The 3,120-nt window shown below is 23.3% G+C and carries 3 protein-coding genes; 1 reads left to right on the plus strand and 2 read right to left on the minus strand.

Features of this window, described 5'->3' with window-relative positions; translation table 11 throughout:
* Nucleotides 1-54: 54 nt before the first annotated feature.
* Nucleotides 55-840 carry a potassium channel family protein gene (locus tag A500_RS08340; RefSeq protein ID WP_016207140.1) on the minus strand — a complete coding sequence of 262 codons (786 nt, stop codon included), beginning with the start codon at nucleotides 838-840 and terminating at the stop codon, nucleotides 55-57.
* A gap of 190 nt (nucleotides 841-1,030) precedes the next feature.
* Entirely contained in the window at nucleotides 1,031-2,077 is a 1,047-nt protein-coding gene (locus tag A500_RS08345; protein ID WP_016207141.1) for an aldose epimerase family protein, read from the minus strand.
* A 464-nt stretch (nucleotides 2,078-2,541) separates the two neighbouring features.
* Here A500_RS08345 and A500_RS08350 point away from each other — a divergent pair, with 464 nt between their 5' ends.
* Nucleotides 2,542-2,943 (plus strand): bacteriohemerythrin, encoded by a 402-nt coding sequence (locus A500_RS08350; RefSeq protein ID WP_016207142.1) that lies wholly within the window; start codon nucleotides 2,542-2,544, stop codon nucleotides 2,941-2,943.
* The last annotated feature ends 177 nt before the right edge of the window (nucleotides 2,944-3,120 follow it).

Genomic DNA, 3,120 nt, shown 5'->3' on the forward strand with positions numbered 1-3,120 from the left:
AATATAATAATTATAATTCTATATACCTTTTTCATATGTCTACCTCTTCCTTTATTACTTTTCCTTATTATTTGATTTTAAGATTTTTAAAGTTTTATATATATTATCTAATTCTGAATCTGATAATGAATCAAGATTATCTATTTTATATTTAATAAAATCTATAGTTTCGTCCTTAAAATCTCTTTTTCTTTTCTTTCTCCCATCATTATTTATTATATAAGCCGCTATCGTACTTGTAGTTACTCCTATAAATCCAATTCCAAAAATCATTAATAAAATAGCCACTATTCTTCCACTATTAGTTGTGAGAAGTACATCTCCATACCCAACGGTAGTGAAAGTTACAAAGCTCCACCATATAGCATCTCCAAAACTCATATTTTCTAATAAAGCTATAATTACTGCTGCTAATACAATTATAATAGTAGTTAAAACTAACATATAGTTAAATTTATTAATTTTTACAGATTCTCTTATTTTATTCTTAAATTTGATTATAAAAATTATAAGTATAACTACTTTTGTTATTTTTATTAATAATTTTAAGTCTATAACCATTCCTATATTCAAAGTATAAATCATTTTGCTTATTCCAAAAACAGGTATTATAGAAATTAAATCTACAAGATTATTAATTATAAAATTTATTTTGTTTTTTGATAAACCTAATCTTATTATATAGTCCATAAAAAATATATAGCAAATTATTAAATTTATATAATAAAAAGTTTCTACTACACTAATGGGCAGTTTATACATAAGTTCTAATATTATCATTATTGCACCCATCAACGATAATAAACCAATAAAGATATCATAAACTAATCTCTTTTGCATACAAATACCTCTCCTATAGTTATCTACTTATATTTATATAGTAACTTTAGAAAAAATGATATATACGATGTAATAAATATCACACACCGAGCTTAATTCTATTTTAATTTGAGATTATTCAATTGATATCAGTGTTTTATCAATTTATATAAGTAAGAAGGCAATACTTAACTTAGTACTGCCTAATAATTTATATAATTGAAAACTTATATATTGTTTCTTTATTATACTCTTCACCTTTTCTTAAAATTGAATACTTAGCAAATATATTATTCTCTCCTATAGGAGGACTTTGAGTTTCTATTGCCAAGGCCTCTCTTCTCTTAGCACTTCTATTTGCATAAGATATTTTTTCATCATCTGGGAAATTTAACGAATATAAAACTACGCTATTTTGATTTGTGTAAACATCCATTTGCCTTCCTGAAGCTTTATGGTATAATCTAATTTTTATATCATTACCGCCATTTAGAATCCAAGTATGATCATATCCTTGTCCAATTTCCAGTTGATAATCTTCTTCCTCTATATCTCTTCCTATTGTTTTAGGACTTGTAAAATCAAATGGAGTTCCATCTACGCTTATTATCTTTCCAGTTGGAACTTGATTTTTATTTATTTCAGTTATAAAATCACTATCTATATATAAATGATGATTTAAAATGTTCTCTTTATAATTGCCACTTAAATTAAAATAACTATGATTAGTTAGATTAACTAATGTATCTTCATCACTTATTGCTTTATATGATATTTTCAATTCATTTTCTTCTGTTATAGTATATCTTAAATTAATTTTTAAATTACCAGGATATCCTTCCTCCCCTGATGGACTTAAATAAGAAAATTCTATATATCCTTCGTTTTCGTTAATATTTGTTTTTACATCTAAAAACCTTTTGTCAAAGCCATTTATTCCTCCATGACCTTGATTAGACCCATAATTTTTATCAAAACTTAAAACGTTGCCATTTAATTCGACTTTACCTTTTGCAATTCTACCAGCTGTTCTTCCTATCAATGCTCCTAAATATGATGGATTTTTTTCATATGAGTTTATATCTTCATATTTAAGAACTACATTTTCAATTATTCCATTTCTATCTGGTACTAATATATCAGTTATTATAGCACCATAATTTAATGCATTTATCCCAAAACCATTAGAGTTTCTTAAGTTATAGCTTTCCACCTTTTTGTTATTAAACTTCCCAATTAACACCTTTAAAATTTCCATAGTTTCACTCCTAAAACTTATACTTTTTTAATATATATGTTTCAATTAATAATCTACCTCATTACAGTCTTATAAAATTAAAAGTTAATAGGTTTATTTAAGTTAAATGTAGAATATTTATTGCAACTTATATACTAATAAATTATATTTTACTAATATTTTTATGTGCTTTAAAATAGCTAATAATCCAAATACCTAGTTATATTCATAATATACCGATAAAATATAACAGTCAATTATAAAAAACCTTTTTAGTAAATTTTTACTAAATTTAAATGTTTTTTATAATCTTCAAATGATTATTTATATAATTCTAATATATTTGTAACTTTGCTAATCTTTGCTATATTTAATAATCTATAAGCTTTGGTAGAAAATGTTTAATTGTAAAAATTTATTCTTATTGTTTATTTTATACTATTCAATTATAATAGAATTATATTTTTTATACTGGGGGAGTTAAAATGGGATCTTGGTCTGATAAATTTTCTGTTAACATAGACATTATAGATGAGCAACATAAGGAGTTATTTAACATACTTGATAAATGCTATGAACTATTACTAAAAGATAAGGAAAATGATAAATATGATGAAATTATCACTATACTTGAAGAGTTAAAAGAATATACAATTTATCATTTCCAAACTGAAGAAGATTTTATGCGTAAAAATGGCTACTCAAAATTTTTAACACATAAATTTGCTCATGATGCTTTTATCGAAGAAATTAATAAATTTGACATATATTCTATAGATATAGATCAAAAAAAATCTATAAATGACATACTAGATGTGGTTTCTAATTGGATAAAGGTACATATAATGGAAACAGATAAAAACATCCCTAAATACTTAAAAATGTAATAGAACCATGTATAGTATCTAATTCTACTTAGTACTATGCATGGTTCTATCTTCATTATATATATAAACTATTATTATACTAATTGAATATTATCTCTAAATTCTTATACTAATTCTTTAATTAATATTTAAATAATTCAAATCTATATTTTTGAAGTACTTCTGGATATTTATCAT

Source organism: Clostridium sartagoforme AAU1 (assembly GCF_000401215.1).
In the GTDB taxonomy this organism is placed as follows: domain Bacteria; phylum Bacillota; class Clostridia; order Clostridiales; family Clostridiaceae; genus Clostridium; species Clostridium sartagoforme.